Below are 17,155 nucleotides of genomic sequence, written 5' to 3'. Positions count from 1 at the left end.
GGTCAGCGGGCGCCGGTCACGAGGTCGCGCTCGGCGTCCGCGCGGAGGTCGTACTCGGCGCGGGCCTTGGCGACCTCGTCCTGATGCAGTTCGGTCCAGCTGACCAACGCCTGGATGGTCTCGTGCAGCGTCTCGCCGAGCGGGGTGAGCGCGTAGTCGACCCGTGGCGGCACCACGGGGTACACGGTGCGGCGGACCAGTCCGTCGCGTTCGAGTTGTCGCAGTGTGACGGTCAGCATCCGCTGGCTGATGCCGTCGATCTCCCGACGTAGTTCGGTGAAGCGCAGGGTTCGCCGGTCCAGCAGCGCGATCACCAACAGCGACCATTTGTCCGCGATCCGGTCCAGGATCTGCCGGACCTCGCAGTCCTCCCTGGTGTCCCACTGGTAAGGGTCCCGGTCGTCGCCGGTATCGGCGCAGTGAGTCGGTTCCTTCAAAGTGCCTTCTTCCATAGTTCTCAATGGTGCCGAAGGATTGGGCCAGTTACAAGAGGGAACCGACCCCACGGCACGGAACCGGGGTCGATCGGTTCCCGACGGCCGACCGAAGGAGCGTTCAGTGCTGGAATCACCGCAACCACCCCTGCTCGAGCGAGATCGCGACCGGTTCGCCGGTCGGGAGTGGGCCATGCTCCTCGTGCTGTGCGGCGCGATCTTCCTCGAGGGCGTCGACGTGTCGATGTTCGGTGTGGCGCTGCCCTCGATCCGGGCCGACCTGTCGATGTCCACCGCAGAGCTCCAGTGGGTGATCAGTGCTTACGTGCTCGGGTACGGCGGCTTCATGCTGCTCGGCGGCCGGGCGGCGGATTTGCTGGGACGGCGCCGGATGTTCCTGCTGTGGCTCGGGGTGTTCATCGCCTTCTCCGGACTCGGGGGACTCGCCTCGGAGGGCTGGGTCCTGATCGCCGCCCGCTTCGTGACGGGTGTGGCCGCCGGTTTCATGGCGCCGGCTGGGCTGTCGATCATCACCACGACGATCGCCGAGGGGCGCAAGCGCAACCAGGCGCTGCTGGTATACGCGGGGACGGGCGCGGCCGGGTTCTCGCTGGGCCTGGTCGTCGGCGGAGTGCTCGCCGAGTTCTCTTGGCGCTGGGTCTTTTTCGCCCCGGTGATCCTCGCGACGCTGATCCTGCTCGCAGGCGTCCGGCTGATCCCGGTGCAGGCACGTCCGGCCGTGCGGTCGATGCGGGACTTCGATCTGATCGGTGCGTTCAGCGTCACCGGTGCGATGCTGCTGCTGGTCTACGGCGTGGTCCGGGCGCCCGACGTCCCGCTCGGCGCGACGGTGGCAGCGCTCGCGGGCAGCGCCGCGTTGCTGACCCTGTTTGTCGCAGTCGAGCGCCGGGTGCCCGCGCCGCTGGTTCGCCTGGGCATCCTGCGCTCGGGGCCCCTGGTTCGGGCGAACCTGGGCGCGGTCCTGTTCGCGGGCTCGTTCGTCGGATTCCAGTTCATCCTGGTGCTCTACCTGCAGGAGATGCGCGGTTGGTCTGCGTTGGCGACCGGGTTGGCCATGCTCGCGGTGGCGGGTGACGCGGTGCTCGCGCCCACGCTGACGCCGCGTCTGGTGAACCGGTTCGGGAACGTCCGGGTGATCTTCGCCGGGCTGCTGGTGGCCGGGGTGGCGTACGCGTCCTTCCTGTGGATCGGTGCCGACACGGCCTATGCCGCGATGCTGCCCGCGCTGATCCTCATCGGTGTCGCCTTCGCCCTGGTGTACGGGCCGTTGACGATCGCGGGGACGGACGGGATCGCCGAGGACGAGCAGGGCCTGGCAGGCGCGCTGCTCTACACCTCCTGGCAGCTCGGATCCGCGCTCGGTCTGGCGGTGGTCACAGCGGTGCAGGTCACCACGCTCGCCGGCGACCCCTCGGAGGCCGGCCTGCTCGACAGTTACCGTGCCGCGCTGACGGTTCCGGTGCTCGCCATCGCCGCGGCGGCCGTCATCACCGCGTTCGGTCTGCGGGCGCGTGCGGAGATGCGTTCGTCGGAAAGCGTGCCGGTAGCGGCCTGACCTCGCGCGCCCTCCCGCCGTCCCGCGCGCTATCAGGTGCGCGGGACGCTTCCGCGCGCCAGGGGAGATGCGCTGCTCAGCGACTCACGCGGCGCTCTGGAAGATTCCGGGAGGCTCGCAGACGTCCGGCGGCAGCTGGTCCCTCCGGTCCTGGAGGTCCTGGTTGCGTTCCATCCGTTCTCGCTCCCGGTCGCGCCAGGTGTCGTCGTCCCGGTCCATATCCCCGTCATCGAAGGGCGAGCTCGCGTTGTCGGGCTGTACCTGACAGGGGACCGGGTCCGGCGCGGCCACGTTCGTTCCAGCCCGGTCGTCACCGTAGCCGCCGAATAGCACGGCGGCAGCGGCAAGGGATCCGAACATCCAGGTGATGGCGAGTTTCACTGCCTCGTCCTTCCTGTCGGGGAAGGAGGGTCGACGCGATGCGGGCACAGCCCTGCTCCGGCGACAATGTCGATCGTCGTCGTCGCCCAGCCTTCCGGCAGGCTTCCGTCATGCTCGCGACCTGGCAGTGCCATCGGTCTTCGCGATCGCCCGCTCGCCCACCAATGGTGGTGGCCGTGGACATGGCGCGCCTCGAATAACCGTGTTCAGGTGCAACCAGGTGGCGCCAGGAGATATTCCCGATGACGGTGCGTGGCTACAGCTTCGACGACCGCAGCTCGTGACCCTTCGAGGTCTTGCAGCGCCCGGTCTCGAGGTCCCACTGCCAGCCGTGCAGGTTGCAGGTGAGGTTGGTGCCCTCGACGACGCCGAACTTGGACAGGTCCGCCTTGAGGTGCGGGCAACGCCGCTGGATCTCGTAGCCGCCGACCTCGATCGACGCGGAGTCGTCGTGCGCCTCGGAGAACCAGCCGTCGGCGTACGCGATCCGCTCGTCGGTCAGGCACTTGAAGAAGGTGTAGAGGAACTCGTTGTAGCCACCGACCCGCCACGCCTGGAACCGGGTGGACAGGAAGATGGTGTTCACCCAGTCGGGCTCGTCGTCGCGCAGGACCGTGCGCACCAGCTCGGGGGCGATGCGGAAGCCGTACCGGTACTTGCCCTCGCCCTCGATCGGCTTGCGCACGGTGCGGTTCGGGAAGTCGAGGACAACCGTCTCAGGTTCATTGCCAGGGGTGCCCATCACCAGGCCGACCGGGTAGCCGATGCCGTCGCAGATCAGGTCGGACTGCGCCATGATCGGCTCGAACTTTGCCCGCAGCGGCCCGAGCAGCGGCTCGCCCTCGGCGGGCGCCCATGACGCCTTCTCCGCCGCGAGGACCGGCGCCATCCGCTGCGCCATGTCCTCGATGTAGGCGGCCTTGTCGCTGAAGATCTTGTCGACCTCGGCATCCGGGATCGGGTGCGTCAGGGTCAGTTCGGCGCCGTGGACGTCCACCGTCGAGCCGGGGATCATCAGCACGCCGCCGTCGTTGCCGTGGATGCGCATCTGCTCCAGGAAGACGATCTGATCCGGGAAGATGTTGCCCTCGTCGCCGCGATCGTCGTTGAGGTAACGCAGCTCCTCGTCCAGGAACACCGGGGGACCGGCCGATGGCACCACCCAGGTGGCCCCGACCTGCTCGATGTAGCTGCGGCAGCGGTCCATGCCGCGCTGGCGCTTCTGCTTGCCGAAGTTCGACTTGGTGCGAGAGGGGATGTCGTAGACCATCGGGTACCAGATCGCGCCCGAGTACTGCAGCAGGTGGATGTCGATCTTGCCGAACTGCTCGTGCAGCACGTCCATGTCGACCGGGCGGGCGTCGTTCATGTTGAAGCAGGTGGTCTCGCCGTCGGAGATGACAAGGCCGGAGTCGCCGATCGGGCCGTCCGCGGGGGCGCGCAGCGCGATGATCATCACATCGAGGTCGCCCACCCTGTGCTTGACCGAGTCCTCGGTCTCGAAGAACTTGGTGAAGCCCAACTTCTCCAGTTCACGCTTGAGGTCCGGCACCGGGTAGTCGGGCAGCAGCACCGTCGCGTCCTTGTTGACGTGCTTGGTGAGCGTCTCCGGGTCGAAGTGGTCCTTGTGCAGGTGCGAGACGTAGAGGTAGTCGCAGTTGCCGAGGGCATCCCAGTCCAGCGCGGTGTTGTCCGGGTACGGGAACCACGATGCGAAGTACGCGGGGTTCACCCAGGGGTCGCACAGGATCGATCCGGCCTTGGTCTGGATGTGGAATCCGGCGTGTCCGACGCTGGTGACCTGCACTGGTAGTCCTCCTGGGGGTTTACGACGCCTCCAGGGTAGGCGGCCGGGAGGTCGCCCGGCACCTCGCGTGGCGTCGGCCACTCCAAGAAGGGACCAAGGTCCTTGCTCCGGCGACCGCGTCCGGCCCGTCCGTACGGTGGATGCGGTGAATGCCCGGAACAGTCCTCGCCCCCCGGTCCGTCACCAGCACGCGGCGGAGCGACGATCGGGACGACACCGTTCACAACAGCGGCGGCGACGGGGTGGGCGGGTGCGGCTGCTGTCGGCCTCGTTGTCCGCGATGGTGCTCGGCGGCGTGGGCCTCGGCTGGGCGGCGCAGTCGCACCTGACCTCGGGGCTGCAGTTCTCGGACGCGCTCGACGCGCTCGCGGGGAGCGGCCCGAAATCCCGGCACGGCGACGCGAACATCCTGTTGATCGGGTTGGACAGCCGCAAGGCGATGGACGGCAGCGACCTGCCCGCACAGTTCGTCACCGACGAGCTGCACGCGGGGGACAGCGGCGTCGGCGGGTACAACACGAACACCCTGATCCTGCTGCACGTCCCGGGCGACGGCAGCCGGGCGACGGCGGCCGCGATCCCGCGCGACGACTACGTGAGCGTCCCCGGGTACGGGATGCGCAAGATCAAGGAGGCCTACGGTCTCGCCAAGGCCGACGAGGACAGCCGGTTGGCCGAGGCCGGTGTCGACGACGCCGAGGACCGGGAACGGCAGTCGCGCGATGCGGGTCGCCGCTCGACACTCGCGACGGTACAGAACCTGCTGCAGGTGCCCATCGACCACTTCGCCGAGGTGAACATGCTCGGCTTCTACCACCTGGCGCAGGCGGTCGGCCCCGTCAAGGTCTGCCTGAACAACGCCGTGCAGGACGACTTCTCCGGGGCCGACTTCCTGGCCGGTCCGCAGTCACTCGATCCGGCGCAGGCGCTGGCGTTCGTGCGCCAGCGGCACGGTCTCGACAACGGGGACCTGGACCGCACGCATCGCCAGCAGGCGTTCATCGCCGGGGTGATCGCCAACCTCAAGAACAGTGGCGTCATCGGCAACATCGGCAAGATGCAGTCGCTGGTCGACATCGTCAAGAAGGACGTCGTCATCGATTCGGGGATGGACCCGGTGTCCTTCGCCTCCCAGGCCGACAATCTGACCTCCGGCAACCTGGACTTCTTCACGCTGCCGATCGAGGAGTACGCCACGGTCGACGGGCAGTCCGTGAACCGGGTCGACCCGGACCGGCTGAGGGCGGAGATCGCGGCGCTGTTCGGAAGCGGTCGGTCCGCAGTCGTGCAGGGCGGCAGGCAGGCGCCGAGTCTCCCGGACCGTGACGAGCCCGCGCGGGGCGCGGCGCCGGACGAGGGCCTGCGCGCCTTTGCGGGCGACGTGCCCTCCTCGGGGCCGCAGGGCGGGGCCGTGCGGGCGGACGACGGCATCCCATGCGTCGACTGACCCGACCCGGGTGTGTCGACTGACCCGACCCGGGTGTGTCGACTGACCCGACCCGGGGTGAGTCCGTCCCGCTCTCGTCGTGGTGGGCCGGATCACGGCGGTCGGGCTACGCTGGCCGACGTGGAACCCGTCTACAGAACGATCATCGGTATCGCCCGCGTGGTGTTCGCCGCCGAGGGATTGAAGTTCACCGTCAAGGGTGACGAGCACATCCCGGCCACGGGTGGGGCGGTCATCGCCGTCAACCACACGGGGTACATGGACTTCACCTACGCCGGTTTACCGGTGCGCACCGTCAAGCGCTACATCCGGTTCATGGCGAAGAAGGAGGTCTTCGACAACAAGATCTCCGGTCCGATCATGCGCGCGCTCAAGCACATCCCGGTCGATCGCGCTGCGGGCGCCGAGTCCTACCGGGCGGCCGTCGGCGACCTGCGCGGCGGGGAACTGGTCGGCGTGTACCCGGAGGCGACGATCAGCCGCAGCTTCGAGCTCAAGGAGTTCAAGTCAGGCGCCGCGCGGATGGCCATCGAGGCCGGGGTGCCGATCATCCCGGTCGTGATCTGGGGCGCTCAGCGGGTCTGGACCAAGGGTCATCCGAAGCGGTTGGGGCGCACCAACACTCCGATCTCCATCGCGGTCGGCGAGCCGATCCAGCCGTTCGAACCGGCTGGCGAGCTCACCGCGAAACTGCACGCGACGATGGAGTCGATGCTGCACGGGCTGCAGCAGGACTACGAGCACCCGGCGGGCGCCTACTGGGTCCCCGCGCGCCTCGGTGGCGGAGCCCCCACCCTCGAGGAGGCCAACCGGATGGATGCCGAAGAGGCTGAGGCGAAGGCGGCACGTCGGGCACAGCAGTGAGGCGCCGGCTGCTGCGCATCGCGGGTGCGGTCGTCGTCGTCCCGGTCGTAGTGCTGCTGGGCTCGATGGCCTGGGTTGCCGCCGCATCGGCGGGCCACGTGTACGACCCGGAGGACGCTCCGGAGGCTCCGGTGGTGATCGTGCTCGGCGCCAAGGTCAAGGATGGAAAGCCGATGTCCTTCCTCGCCGGTCGCCTTGACGTCGGCGCGCAGATGGTGCGCGAGGGCAAGGCCCGCGCGGTGCTGGTCTCCGGCGACGCGAACGGCACATCCGGCAATGAGATCGCGGCGATGACCGACTACCTGGTGGCCAAGGGCATCGACCGGTCACTGATCGTCGGTGACGACTACGGCCTGGACACCTACGACACCTGTGCGCGCGCCGCGACGACCTTCGGGGTGCGCAAGGCGCTGATCGTCAGCCAGGGCAATCACGTCGCCCGGGCGGTGGCGCTCTGCCGCGACGCAGGCATCGATGCCGACGGCGTCAAGGGTGACTGCGACTGCCGCTTCATCACCGTGGCCAGGAACACCGTCCGGGAGTGGCTGGCCAGCCCGAAGGCCGTCGTGGACATGCTCAGCAGCAGGGACCCGAAGGTCGTCTCGGATCCCGACGACTCGGTCGAGCGGGCGCTGGCGGGCTGACGGCGCCCGGCACCAGACGACCCCGGCACCAGACGACAAGGGCCGGCTCCCCGATGGGGAGCCGGCCTCCGTTGTCAGGTCAGGATCCGGTCAGGGTCAGGAACCGAAGATGGACCCGACCGAGCCGAGGTCGACGGACCCGTTTCCGGTGCCCGGCTCCGGGTCGGGGCCCGGGTCGACCGGTCCGCCCGCGCCGACCTGGATGGTCGCGAGGGCCCGGCCGCCCGCGTTCACCGGCACGTCGTTGGCGGGCCGGGTGCCGTCCTTCGGGGTGCAGAAGGTCGGAGCGTTCTGGTTCGAGCCGAGCGCGAACGCCCGAGCCAGGAAGGTGTCGTAATTCTTCTCACTGTTGTAGTTGGCGGCCTCGCCCGCGACGCGCACCTTGGGGGTGACGACGCCCTCGGCGACGGCCTTGACCGTGACCTCGACGGCGGGCAGCTGGAACTTGGTGGAACCGTCGGCGGTGGGGTTGCCGTCCATGTCGGTCTTCGTCTTCTCCACCGCGATGCCGCCCGGGGTGTTCAGGCTGGACTTCGGGCCGTTGCCGACGGTCTCGTTGTCGCCGGACAGCCGCAGGATGGTGCCCGCCGCGTCGGGCTCGCCCGCGTCGTTGACGCGGATGACCGAGGGCGTGACGCCGGTCAGGCCCTTGCCGGTGCCCGCCACGACCGTGGCGCCGACGAACTCGGTGTTCTCCGGGAGCTCCCAGTCGATCTTGAGTCGCTGAATGTCGGTGGTGGTGGCGATGGACTCCTTGTCCGGCAGGGAGCTCACCGTCGGTTGCAGACGGTAGCTGAACTGTTCGCCGACCTTCACGGAGCCCGGGGCGTCGATCGTCATGCCCAGCGGCTGCGACATGTGCTGGGTGAGGATCGCCCTCGCCTGGCAGGCGCCCTGGAACTCGATCGAGGTGGGCGCGGCGGATGCGGGCGACGCCATCAGCAGGCTGCCCGCGGCCACCGCCGCGGCGGCGACCACGGGGACCGCACCCCGGCGAACGTGCGTGAAGGACATGCATTGCTCCTTACTGGCTTCGGAAACAGTTAGTTGTACAGAAGTAAAGAGATTCTGTGACCCGGACCATAGAGGAGAACTCGTTCGCATAGGCATCGAATCGTTGAAACTGCGATCAGCCCAGCGTGACAGGGGATTCCGCGTCCCGGTCCCGCCATGGATGGAACGCGTTGCACCGATTCGGCATCGTCCGTCACCGCGACAGCATCCGCTGACCCGCGCCGCGCCGTCACCCGCCGGAGGCGCCCGCCGTGATCACGTGCCAGGTCCCTTTGACTCCGTCGCCGCTGGTCTGGCCGGGCTCGGTGTCCTTCGCAAACCGGTACAGGGGCAGGCCGTCGTAGGTCGCCTGCGTGGCCCCGTCCGGTCGGGTGACGGTTCCCAGCGCACCCGCCAGCGGCACGACGGCCCGCGGTGCCCCGAGGGCGGGCGGCCAGATCTCGGCGCACTGACCGGCACACCGGCTGACGCCAGGCGAGTCCTCGTCGAACCGGTAGAGCATGAAGCCGTCGCCGTCGGTCAGCACGGTGCCGAGCGGAGTTTCCGCCGTGCTCAGCCCGGGGCCAGCCGCCGGCGCCGCGGTCGTGCTCGATGCGGCAGGCGCCGCGGCAGGCTCGTCGGTGCTGCCGCCGCAGCCCGAGAGTGATGCGATGGCCGCGCAGGCGCAGGCCGCCGAGATGATCGACTTCTTGGTAAGCACAGGATCTCCGTCCACTCGTCACTGGTCGTCGCCGCCCGCGGCGGGGCGACGCAGGGGAGTACGGACGGCCCAGCGGCGCCGTTCACCGGCGCCACGACCCGGCAGGTGAACCCGATGCCAGACTCGGAGTGAACGCAGCAGCCCTCGGCTCCGTACTCCCCGGTGGACGTCGAGCGAACCGACGACATTCCGGCGGTGTGGAGGTGAGGTCGTGCGGCTACGCAGGTTGCGTCAGCGAGCGGATCAGTCGGTCGGCAGCCTGGCCGACGACACGGTGTTGCGGGCCGCGTACGACGATCACGGGAGCGAACTCTTCGCGCTCGCCTACCGCTCGCTCGGGGACCGGGGGCGCGCGGAGGAGGCGGTCCAGGAGACGTTTCTGCGGGCCTGGCGGGGCGCGGATCGTTACGACCCGCAGCGCTCCGCCCTGCGGACCTGGCTGTACGCGATCTGCCGCAACGTGGTGATCGACGCGAGCCGCGCCCGCGCCGCCCGGCCCCGCCTGGCTGACGCCGAGCCGCCCGACCTCCCGGTGGTGGAACGCCCGCTCGAACAACTCCTCGTGGGCCTGCAGATGGAGGAGGCGTTGCGACGGCTGTCCGAACAGCATCGGCTCGTCCTCGTCGAGATCCATCTGCGCGACCGCCCGGCCGGCGAGGTCGCGGCCCAGCTCGGCCTCCCCGTGGGCACCGTCCGCAGTCGGGTGTACTACGGGCTGAAGGCGCTGAGACTCGTACTCGAGGAAATGGGGTGGCACGGTGACCAGTGATCACTGCCTGCAGATGCGTCCCCTGCTGGGGATGTACGTGCTGGGGCGTCTCGACGACCGCGAGTTCGTCGCGCTGCGTGCCCATCTGGACGGATGCCCGGACTGCCGCTCGGAATTGCGCGACCTGTCGCCTGTCGCGGCGGCCCTGTCGGAGGCCGATCCCGACCGGCTCACCGAGCCGCTGCCGTTGCCGCCTGCGGCCCTGCCCGACACGATCTTCGGGGCCCTCGACCGCGAGCGCGGACGGCAACGGTACCGCCGGATCGGGCTCGTCGCCGCGGCCGCGGCGGCCGCCATCGGCCTGGCTGCCGGTGGGTTCGTGCTCCGCGGCATCACCGTGAGCGGCCCACCCGGCCAGCCGGTGGCGTTCACCGCACTGTCGCCGGGGGTGGCGGCCTCCGCCCGGGTGGAGAACCGGGCCTGGGGAACCGGCATCAGCCTCGATGTCACCGGACTCCCACAGGGCGGGACCTACAACGTCTGGCTTCAACGCCCGGACGGAAGTCGCATGAACGCAGGAAGTTTCATCGGGGGCGGCGACCGGACGATGTCGATGCAACTGGCGGTGGGACTGCCGATGTCGGACGCGACGACGCTCGGGGTCAGCGCCCCCGGCGACGACCGCGCGCTCCTGCAGGCGCCGCTGCGCTCCTGACGCCTCGCGAGGGCTCAGCGAAACCGCGGGTGCCACACCGCGCGCACGCGGTCGTCCTCGACCACGGTGATGTCGGGCCAGCGGTCGAAGGCCGAACAGGGGTGCGAGATCCCGAGATCGACGATGTCGCCGACGTCGAGTCCCTCGGCGTCGGCGAGCACCAGGTGATGGTCGAAGATCTGGGCCGCCGTCGCCTTCGCCGCTGTGCGGGGCACGCCCCGGGAATCGGTGGCGGACAACAGGACCGGCAGGCCCGCGTCGTAGGGCAATTCGCGCTTTCCGGCGCCGACCACGATCCGCCCGGCTTCCGGCGCGGACAGAACGACGGCCCGGACCGTCAGGGCCGCACGCAGACCCGAGACCGGGGACACCTCCGCGTAGGTGCCGTGGTCGTGCGTGACGTAGCAGCCCGACCGCAATACCGGGACCACACGCCCGCCGTGGTCGGGAAGGTCCACCAGGGCGTCGACGACCCGGTCCGGGAACGCCGAGCCGCCCATGCTGAACACGGGTCGTTCGGCCCGGATCCATGGTGACGCGGCGCGGAACGCCGCCACCGCCTCTCGGCAATGCGCATCGACCAGGGCGATGGTGCCCGCGTCCCGTCGATTGGGGCGGACGCCCTCATAGCCCGCGACGCCCGCGAGGACGACGCCCGGCGTGCTCGCGCACTCCCGGGCGAGGTCGAGCGCCGCCGCTGCATCCCGGACACCACTTCGTCCGCCGGGGGTCCCGATGTCGATGAGGACATGCAGGGGATGGGCCGCGTCCCTCATGACAGAACCCGCCTGGCTCAGGCCCGCCCTCGAGTCCACCAGGAGATAGAGCTCGACCGTCTGGTCAGCATCCAGCCACGCACGCACCGCCTCGAGGTCCGGGCGATGGATCACCTCGTTGGCGATGAGGATGCGCCGCGGCCCCCATTCGAGGGCGATGGCGGCTTGCCGAACCGTGGCGACCGTGACCCCCCACGCGCCTGCGGCCAGCTGACGCTCGACGATCGGGCGCGTCATCGTGGTCTTGATGTGCGGGCACAGCTCGACGCCGCGGTCGCGGCACCACGCCGCCATGAGCCCCACGTTGTGCTGGACCGCGGGCAGGCTGAGCCGCAGCTCCGGCAACGACGACGGCCCACCGGGGCTAGCCACGGCGGCGAGACAGGGCCGTGCTGGCCACAGAGTTGTGCACGGTGAACGAGACTGTGCCCGGGAGGAAGCGGTCGTCGGACCACAGCAACGGGGTGCTGGCCGGGTCGGTGACGCGCCTGCGCTCGCGCAGCAGTGGCGAGCCCTCGACGCACCCCAGGTGACGGGCGTCGTCCACCTCCGCCTCGACGAGGTCGACGGTGTGATCGGCGTCGGCGAACACGACGCCCGCGTCCAGCAGCGGGGACGCGTGCGATGGGGCGTCCGGCGGCAGGTCGGCGACCAGTTTGCCGATCTGTTCGGGGTAGATGGCGCGCTCGAGCATGACTGGAACGCGCGAGAGGGTTCGCAGTCGCACCACCTGGTAGATCCGCGATCCCGATGCGAGCTGGAGCTGCTCGCACTCGAGCGGCAGGGCGAGGCGGTCCTCGACGGCGATCGTCCGGCCTCCGGGATCCTCGCCGATCGAGTGCGCCCAGCCGCTGAAGCTGAGCAGTTCGAAGAAGCTCTGCGTGCGCGCCGTGCCGAGAATGACGCGGCGGGTGCCACGTCGTGAGGTGACCAACCCGTTCGCGCGCAGGACGGCCAGCGCCTGACGGACCGTGCCACGGGAGACACCGTACTGCCCGGCGAGGCCCTCCTCGCTGGGCAGACGGTCCCCGGAACCGAATTCCCCTGAGGTGATCGCCTCCCGCAACTTGGTTGCCAACTTTTCGTACTCGGCCTGGGGGCGCTTGCCCCTCGACTCAGCCAATGCTCGTCTCCGTCCGGCTCGGTGATCTTTGCCTCAATCCTAGCTTCCACAAACTCTTCCCACAGGTCAAAGGCGCACCTCCGCTGGAAGCTGACGGTTCCTGGCCGGTGAATCTTCACGGCTCGATTACGGCTCGTTCATCCCGTGGCCACGTCGCTCTGGCGAAATGAGGTCACGTTGTATAGACAACATTGACCAGGGAGACACCATGCGACTGCACCACCTTCGCCAGGCGAGCCTTGCTTGCTCGCTGGCGATCGCCCTGTCAGCCCTCGCCGGCTGCGGCCTGACCACCAAGGCGGACGGCGACGCAGGCAAGGCCGCCACCGCCACGTCTGCCCAGGACTTCGGTGGCATGGACGGCCTCATTGCCGCCGCCAAGCAGGAGGGCAAGCTGAACGCCATTGCGCTGCCACGGGACTGGGCCAACTACGGGGAGATCATCGACACCTTCGAGGCGAAGTACGGGATCGACGTCGAGGTCGAGAACCCGGATGCATCCAGCCAGGACGAGATCAACGCCGCGACCTCACGCAAAGGGCAGGACCGATCGCCGGATGTCCTGGACGTGGGTCACACCTTCGGGATCAGTGCCTCCGAGCAGGGTGTGCTGGCGCCGTACCGCGTGCAGGCGTTCGGCGACATCCCCGAGGGGCAGAAGGATGCCGCTGCAGCCTGGTACAACGACATGGGCGGCTACGTCTCGATCGGCTGTGATGCCCGCGTTGTCAAGTGCCCGACGACCTTTGCCGAACTGCTCGACCCCCAGTACAAGGGCATGGTCGCGCTGACGGGCAACCCCACGCAGTCCGCCTCCGCGTTCTCCGCCGTCTACGCGGCGGCGCTCGCGAACGGCGGCTCCTTCGACAACATCGCGCCGGGTCTTGACTACTTCGCCAGGCTCAGCGAGGTCGGCAACTTCAACCCGGTCGAGTCCACGCCCGCGACCATTCAGAAGGGCGAGACGCCCATCAGCGTGAATTGGGACTACCTCAACGCCGGGTACCGGGACGCGCTCCGCGACAAGGGTGTTGATTGGCAGGTCTCCATCCCGGCCGACGGCTTGTTCGCCCAGTTCTACTCGCAGGGAATCGTGAAGTGGGCGCCTCACCCGGCCGCGGCGAGGCTGTGGCAGGAGTTCCTCTACAGCCCTGAGGGCCAGAACCTCTGGTTGAAGGGCTATGCCCGTCCGGTGCTCATGCCCGCGATGGAGAAGGCGGGAACTCTCGATGCCACGCTCGCGGCCCGCCTGCCGGAGGTCGATGCCGACGCTCCCGTCTTCCCGGCGGAGGAACAGTCGACCAAGGCCAAGGACGTCGTCAGCCGCGGCTGGGGCAGCGTCCTCTCGAAATGAGCATCCCACTGACCGTGGCCGGTAGCCGGGCCACGCTGCCCCGCCCCGCCCTTGACAGCGCTCTGGTCCCCCGGCGTCGCAGCCTTCGGGTGGCGGCGGGGGGCTGGCTCGGCGTCCTTCCGCTGTTCCTGTTCGTGGGGGTCGCGTTGGGCCTGCCCGTCGCCACGATGGTGATCGGTGCGTTCACCACACCCTCGACGAGTTCGGCCGAGGGCGGACTGACCACGGCCAACATGGCCGCGACGATGCAGGACCCCTACCTGTCGAGCCTGATCGGCAGCATCAAGCTCTCAGCGACGGCCGCGGCGATCGGGGCGGCCGTCGGCCTGCCGATCGCGCACGCAATCGTGACGTCGCGGTTCCGGGCCCTGCGCGAGGCGGTCCTGGCGGCGGCAGGCGTGCTGGCGAACTTCGGCGGGGTTCCCCTGGCCTTCGCGTTCGTGGCGACCCTCGGTAACGCGGGCGTCCTGACCAACGCCTTCCACCTCGGCGACCTCGGTTGGAGCCTCTACGACATGCGGGGACTGACCGTCGTGTACCTGTACTTCCTCATCCCGCTGATGGTCCTGACCCTCACCCCGGCACTCGAGGGTCTGCGGGTGCAGTGGCGTGAGGCGGCGGCCAACAACCGCGCGAACACGGTGCAGTACTGGAGGCACGTGGCGTTGCCGATCCTGCTGCCGTCGCTTCTCGGCGGATTCGTCCTGCTGTTCGGGACGGCATTCAGCACTTACGCGACGGCCGCGGCGATCGCAGGTAGCACGGTGCAGCTGGTCACGGTGCAGATCGCGGCAGGCCTGTCCGGCGACGTCTTGGTGGGGCAGGGCAACGTCGCCCTCGCCCTCGGCCTGGACATGGTGCTGATCGCGGCGATCGTCATGGCCATCTATCTGCCGCTGCAGCGAAGGAGTGCACGATGGCTGGCCTGACGATGTCCAGGCCGGGACTCGGCCGCGGGGTCGTGCTCCTGGTCGCCGGCCTCTACTTCGTGGTCCCGATCGTGTGCGCGTTCGCGTTCAGTGTGGGCATCGGGTCGCCGGGCCAGCAGGTCGGTCTCGACGCCTACACCGGGATCGGCGCCGCGGAGGGCCTGGCCGACAGCCTCGCGCTGACGCTGAAGGTGGCCGCGGCGACCGTCGCCCTTGTGCTCGGGGTGCTGGTACCGGCGCTGCTCGCGGTGCGGCTCGCCGCACCGCGTCTGCGCACGGCCGTGCAGGCCGTGTGCCTGCTACCGCTGGTCGTCCCGGCCGTCGCCCTTGGCGCGGGCATCACCACGCTGCTGCGGTGGGGTGCGGATCGCTATTACGGCACGCCGTTGTTCGAGGGCCTTGTCGCGCTGCAGGATCCAGATTTCCCCGTGATCCTCGTGCTCGCCTTTGCCGTGATGGCCCTGCCTCTGGCGTACAGCACGCTCGACGCCGGCCTGTCGGCGCTCGACCTGCGGGTCCTCGTCGAAGCCGCGCGGTCCTGCGGGTCCTCGTGGCCGCGCACTCTTGTCCACGTCGTGCTGCCGAATCTGCGTGGCGCGCTTCTCAATGCCGCATTCCTGACCCTCGCCCTCGTCCTCGGCGAGTACGCCGTTGCCGCGCTCCTCGGGTACCAGCCGTTCGCCGTGTGGACCGTCGTCATCAGCGGGTCCGAGGCGCAGATGTCGGTGGCCGTGTCCATCGTCGGCTTGCTCGGCACCTGGGCACTGCTCATGGTGATCGCCGCGGCCGGGCGCACCAAACGCCTCAAGGAGGCCTCATGACCGAGTTACTGACCGATCGGATGCCCACCCTCGCAACGGGGGCCGGTTCCACCGTGGAGTTCCGCGGATTGCGTCGCACATTCGGCGCCACCACGGCGTTGGACGGGCTGGACCTGGAGATCCGGCCTGGCGAGCTGCTGGCGCTGCTCGGCCCGTCCGGATGCGGCAAGACGACTGCCCTTCGCACCGTTGCCGGCTTCGAGCGGCCCGACGCGGGCACGGTGCTCATGGACGGCGAGGACGTCACGCGGATCCCCGCGCACCGCCGCGATGTGGGCATGGTGTTCCAGTCCTACAGTCTCTTCCCACATCTGAACGCCGTCGACAACATCGCGTTCGGTCTGCGGATGCAGGGGACGGGCAAGTCCGCCCGGCGTGCCCGCGCGATGGAGCTGCTGGAGCTGGTCGGGCTGCCGCAGCATGCCGAACGGTTCCCGAGCCAGCTCTCCGGCGGGCAGCAGCAGCGGATCGCGTTGGCCCGCGCCCTCGCGCTGCGCCCCAAGGTCCTGTTGCTGGACGAGCCGCTGTCGGCGCTCGATGCGCAGGTTCGACAGACCCTCCGGGAGGAGATCCGCAGGCTGCAACAGCAATTGGGCATCACGACGCTGTTCGTGACCCACGACCAGGAGGAAGCCCTCTCGATGGCGGACCGGGTCGCTGTCATGCGGTCCGGGCAGATGGAGCAGTGTGCCGCTCCGGCCGAGCTCTACCAGCGCCCCGCGACGGCCTTCGTCGCCGAGTTCGTCGGGGTCATGAGCCGGATACCGGGACGGCTTGCGTCGGACGGCCGGGCGGTGCACGTCCTCGGGTGCAGCCTGCCGGTCCACGGGGAGCTCCCGGGCTCAACGGACTTCGGAGGCGGCGCCCGCGACGTCGATGTGCTCGTGCGCCCGGAGACCCTTGGCGTGACGGCGGCAGACGACGGAACCTCCCGCATCACCGCCGCGACGTTCCGGGGCGCAGGCACCCGGTTGACGGTGCGATTGCCGGACGGGCGCGAGGCGGTTGCGGACGTGCCGACTGCCGCCGCCACCGCGCTCGGCGCGGGCACTGCCGTGACCCTCTCGTTGCCGGATTGTCCGGTGCTGGTGGACCGCCCGCGCGGAGCCGCGAGGCCGGCCGGCAGTGCAGTGCAGCAACCTGTTTCGACCACCCGCCGACCCTGGAGGCGCACCCGATGAGCCACGACGCCCGCCCCGGCGCCCCGGCAGCCGTCCTCTTCGACATGGACGGGACACTGGTCGACACCGAGCGGCTCTGGTGGGATGCGGTCGAGCAGGTCGCGGCATGGCACGGCCGTCCCCTGTCGCCTGCCGACGCGCCAGACGTCTTGGGGCGTCCCTCGTCTCACACCGCGGCCCACCTGTGCCGGGCGCTGGGACCGACTGCGCCCGACGCGGATGCGCTTGCCCGCGAGCTCGATTCGACGTTCACGACCCTGGTTGCCGACGAGGTCGTGCCGCGCCCCGGCGTGCTTTCGTTGCTCGACGAACTGGTCGCCGCACGGATCCCCACGGCGATCGTGACGGCGTCACCGCGAAGGGTCGTCGACCTGGTGCGCGATACGCTCGGCGCGGAGCGGTTCACCACGACGATCGCCGTCGAGGACACGGTCCACTCCAAGCCGGCGCCGGACCCCTACCTCGCGGCCGCGGCGGCCCTCGGTGTGGACCCGCGCGCGTGCGTCGCGGTCGAGGACACTCCCGTGGGTGTGGCGGCAGCCGAGGCCGCGGGATGCGCCGTGCTCGTCGTGCCCTCGGTTGCGATCCCGCCTGCGGCGGGCCGGACGATCCTGGACTCGCTCGAGGGGGCCGACGTCGCCTTCCTCGCCTCCCTGCTGCACCCGGCCGAAAGGTATTGA

General features: G+C 69.6%; 18 protein-coding genes. 11 read left to right on the top strand and 7 right to left on the bottom strand.

Features of this window, described 5'->3' with window-relative positions:
* Positions 1-2: 2 nt before the first annotated feature.
* Positions 3-452, bottom strand: coding sequence for a helix-turn-helix domain-containing protein (locus tag JOE46_RS16995; RefSeq protein ID WP_077043242.1), 450 nt, complete (start codon positions 450-452; stop codon positions 3-5).
* 106 nt (positions 453-558) lie between these two features.
* Between JOE46_RS16995 and JOE46_RS16990 the strand changes: the two genes are divergently transcribed.
* Entirely contained in the window at positions 559-2,010 is a 1,452-nt protein-coding gene (locus JOE46_RS16990) for an MFS transporter (RefSeq protein WP_269590376.1), read from the top strand.
* Positions 2,011-2,094: 84 nt separating this feature from the next.
* Here the strand turns inward: JOE46_RS16990 and JOE46_RS16985 are convergent, their stop codons facing one another.
* Together JOE46_RS16985 and JOE46_RS16980 are read right to left on the bottom strand one after the other, a co-directional pair.
* The gene (locus JOE46_RS16985; protein WP_097214160.1) at positions 2,095-2,391 is read right to left on the bottom strand and encodes a hypothetical protein; all 297 of its coding nucleotides are present in this window, start codon (positions 2,389-2,391) and stop codon (positions 2,095-2,097) included.
* A gap of 256 nt (positions 2,392-2,647) precedes the next feature.
* Complete coding sequence (locus JOE46_RS16980; protein WP_209927917.1) at positions 2,648-4,198, bottom strand: MBL fold metallo-hydrolase; 1,551 nt, start codon at positions 4,196-4,198, stop codon at positions 2,648-2,650.
* 250 nt (positions 4,199-4,448) lie between these two features.
* Between JOE46_RS16980 and JOE46_RS16975 the strand changes: the two genes are divergently transcribed.
* From JOE46_RS16975 to JOE46_RS16965, 3 genes are all read left to right on the top strand, one after another.
* A complete protein-coding gene (locus tag JOE46_RS16975) occupies positions 4,449-5,645 on the top strand; it encodes an LCP family protein (RefSeq protein WP_257017828.1) in 1,197 nt (398 codons plus the stop codon).
* A 120-nt stretch (positions 5,646-5,765) separates the two neighbouring features.
* Positions 5,766-6,509, top strand: coding sequence for a 1-acyl-sn-glycerol-3-phosphate acyltransferase (locus JOE46_RS16970; RefSeq protein ID WP_097214158.1), 744 nt, complete (start codon positions 5,766-5,768; stop codon positions 6,507-6,509).
* A 17-nt stretch (positions 6,510-6,526) separates the two neighbouring features.
* Entirely contained in the window at positions 6,527-7,153 is a 627-nt protein-coding gene (locus JOE46_RS16965) for a vancomycin high temperature exclusion protein (protein WP_374102923.1), read from the top strand.
* 96 nt (positions 7,154-7,249) lie between these two features.
* On the opposite strand, the gene JOE46_RS16960 is transcribed toward JOE46_RS16965, so the two are convergent.
* Positions 7,250-8,167 (bottom strand): Ig-like domain repeat protein, encoded by a 918-nt coding sequence (locus JOE46_RS16960; protein WP_209927916.1) that lies wholly within the window; start codon positions 8,165-8,167, stop codon positions 7,250-7,252.
* A 229-nt stretch (positions 8,168-8,396) separates the two neighbouring features.
* Entirely contained in the window at positions 8,397-8,867 is a 471-nt protein-coding gene (locus JOE46_RS26540; protein ID WP_209927915.1) for a hypothetical protein, read from the bottom strand.
* 211 nt (positions 8,868-9,078) lie between these two features.
* Between JOE46_RS26540 and JOE46_RS16950 the strand changes: the two genes are divergently transcribed.
* The gene (locus JOE46_RS16950; RefSeq protein WP_209927914.1) at positions 9,079-9,636 is read left to right on the top strand and encodes a sigma-70 family RNA polymerase sigma factor; all 558 of its coding nucleotides are present in this window, start codon (positions 9,079-9,081) and stop codon (positions 9,634-9,636) included.
* A 13-nt stretch (positions 9,637-9,649) separates the two neighbouring features.
* Entirely contained in the window at positions 9,650-10,291 is a 642-nt protein-coding gene (locus JOE46_RS16945; RefSeq protein ID WP_097214177.1) for an anti-sigma factor, read from the top strand.
* Between the two features lie 14 nt (positions 10,292-10,305).
* On the opposite strand, the gene JOE46_RS16940 is transcribed toward JOE46_RS16945, so the two are convergent.
* Together JOE46_RS16940 and JOE46_RS16935 are read right to left on the bottom strand one after the other, a co-directional pair.
* Positions 10,306-11,439: an alanine racemase gene (locus JOE46_RS16940; protein ID WP_209927913.1), complete on the bottom strand. Its 1,134-nt coding sequence runs from the start codon at positions 11,437-11,439 to the stop codon at positions 10,306-10,308.
* On the bottom strand, positions 11,432-12,190 hold the full coding sequence (locus tag JOE46_RS16935; protein WP_209927912.1) for a GntR family transcriptional regulator: 759 nt from the start codon (positions 12,188-12,190) through the stop codon (positions 11,432-11,434). The genes JOE46_RS16940 and JOE46_RS16935 overlap by 8 nt, the downstream gene beginning before the upstream one ends.
* Before the next feature lie 208 nt (positions 12,191-12,398).
* On the opposite strand from JOE46_RS16935, the gene JOE46_RS16930 reads away from it, so the two are divergent.
* The 5 genes from JOE46_RS16930 to JOE46_RS16910 are packed head-to-tail and all read left to right on the top strand — an operon-like array spanning position 12,399 to position 17,155.
* A complete protein-coding gene (locus JOE46_RS16930; protein WP_209927910.1) occupies positions 12,399-13,544 on the top strand; it encodes an ABC transporter substrate-binding protein in 1,146 nt (381 codons plus the stop codon).
* On the top strand, positions 13,541-14,473 hold the full coding sequence (locus JOE46_RS16925; RefSeq protein WP_097214151.1) for an ABC transporter permease subunit: 933 nt from the start codon (positions 13,541-13,543) through the stop codon (positions 14,471-14,473). The genes JOE46_RS16930 and JOE46_RS16925 overlap by 4 nt, the downstream gene beginning before the upstream one ends.
* On the top strand, positions 14,461-15,294 hold the full coding sequence (locus JOE46_RS16920) for an ABC transporter permease (protein WP_209927909.1): 834 nt from the start codon (positions 14,461-14,463) through the stop codon (positions 15,292-15,294). The genes JOE46_RS16925 and JOE46_RS16920 overlap by 13 nt, the downstream gene beginning before the upstream one ends.
* Complete coding sequence (locus JOE46_RS16915; RefSeq protein WP_245221081.1) at positions 15,291-16,475, top strand: ABC transporter ATP-binding protein; 1,185 nt, start codon at positions 15,291-15,293, stop codon at positions 16,473-16,475. Before JOE46_RS16920 ends, JOE46_RS16915 begins: the two co-directional genes overlap by 4 nt.
* The gene (locus JOE46_RS16910; protein ID WP_097214148.1) at positions 16,472-17,155 is read left to right on the top strand and encodes an HAD family phosphatase; all 684 of its coding nucleotides are present in this window, start codon (positions 16,472-16,474) and stop codon (positions 17,153-17,155) included. Before JOE46_RS16915 ends, JOE46_RS16910 begins: the two co-directional genes overlap by 4 nt.

The sequence above is a fragment of the Rhodococcus sp. PvR099 genome (assembly GCF_017833315.1).
Lineage (GTDB): Bacteria > Actinomycetota > Actinomycetes > Mycobacteriales > Mycobacteriaceae > Rhodococcus_G > Rhodococcus_G oryzae.
The sequence above is the reverse complement of the archived record's forward strand: the minus strand, read 5'-3'. Positions and strand labels throughout refer to the sequence as shown.

What these genes read in the sequence shown, in the direction of transcription:
- JOE46_RS16915 (WP_245221081.1), top strand. Translation starts at nt 15,291, where the DNA reads ATGACCGAGTTACTGACCGATCGGATGCCCACCCTCGCAACGGGGGCC.
- JOE46_RS16945 (WP_097214177.1), top strand. Translation starts at nt 9,650, where the DNA reads ATGCGTCCCCTGCTGGGGATGTACGTGCTGGGGCGTCTCGACGACCGC.
- JOE46_RS16920 (WP_209927909.1), top strand. Translation starts at nt 14,461, where the DNA reads ATGGCTGGCCTGACGATGTCCAGGCCGGGACTCGGCCGCGGGGTCGTG.
- JOE46_RS16995 (WP_077043242.1), bottom strand. Translation starts at nt 452, where the DNA reads ATGGAAGAAGGCACTTTGAAGGAACCGACTCACTGCGCCGATACCGGC.
- JOE46_RS16960 (WP_209927916.1), bottom strand. Translation starts at nt 8,167, where the DNA reads ATGTCCTTCACGCACGTTCGCCGGGGTGCGGTCCCCGTGGTCGCCGCC.
- JOE46_RS16925 (WP_097214151.1), top strand. Translation starts at nt 13,541, where the DNA reads ATGAGCATCCCACTGACCGTGGCCGGTAGCCGGGCCACGCTGCCCCGC.
- JOE46_RS16910 (WP_097214148.1), top strand. Translation starts at nt 16,472, where the DNA reads ATGAGCCACGACGCCCGCCCCGGCGCCCCGGCAGCCGTCCTCTTCGAC.
- JOE46_RS16930 (WP_209927910.1), top strand. Translation starts at nt 12,399, where the DNA reads ATGCGACTGCACCACCTTCGCCAGGCGAGCCTTGCTTGCTCGCTGGCG.